Source organism: Chryseobacterium sp. DT-167 (genome assembly GCF_058310155.1).
Genome location: NZ_JBZEEQ010000159.1, coordinates 1 through 501, shown reverse-complemented (window position 1 = coordinate 501; position 501 = coordinate 1). Strand labels below are relative to the sequence as shown.

The window sequence follows — 501 nt, the reverse complement described above, 5'->3', positions numbered from 1 at the left end:
ACGGCGACACGTACTCGGCGATCCCGTTCAACGGCGCGGTCTACACGGCGGGTCATGCACACTACTGCCGCGGGGTCGGTGGCTTCGATGACGACACGTGGAGCGCGACGTCCACCAACTACCATCGCGCCATCGCCTTCTCCGTGAAGGCGACCCGCACTCTCGCACCGTGGACGCGAGGGGCGACCTACACCGACTACGCGAACAAGCAGGCGCCGAGCCTGCTCGACTGGTACCCGGACCTCGCGCCCGGAGCCTTCACCGGGTCGACCCAGGCGGCGTGGGACGTTACTGCCGCGGGCAAGTACGTTCTGTTCGGAGGCGAGTTCCCCTCCGTCAACGGTAAGAGACAGCAGGGCCTCGTGCGCTTCGCCGTCACGACGGTTGCGCCGAATGCCGACGGCCCCCAGCTGGGCGGCGACGACATGAGACCGTCCGCTCTCGCGATCGGTGGCGGCAAGGTGCTTGTCAGCTGGTTGGCGAACTATGACCGTGACAACG

At 67.1% G+C, this 501-nt stretch carries 1 protein-coding gene; it reads left to right on the top strand.

What is annotated here, in order from left to right; genetic code table 11:
- The coding region (locus AC4FQ5_RS20260; RefSeq protein ID WP_491146573.1) for a hypothetical protein at positions 1 to 501 on the top strand (501 nt) is incomplete at both ends.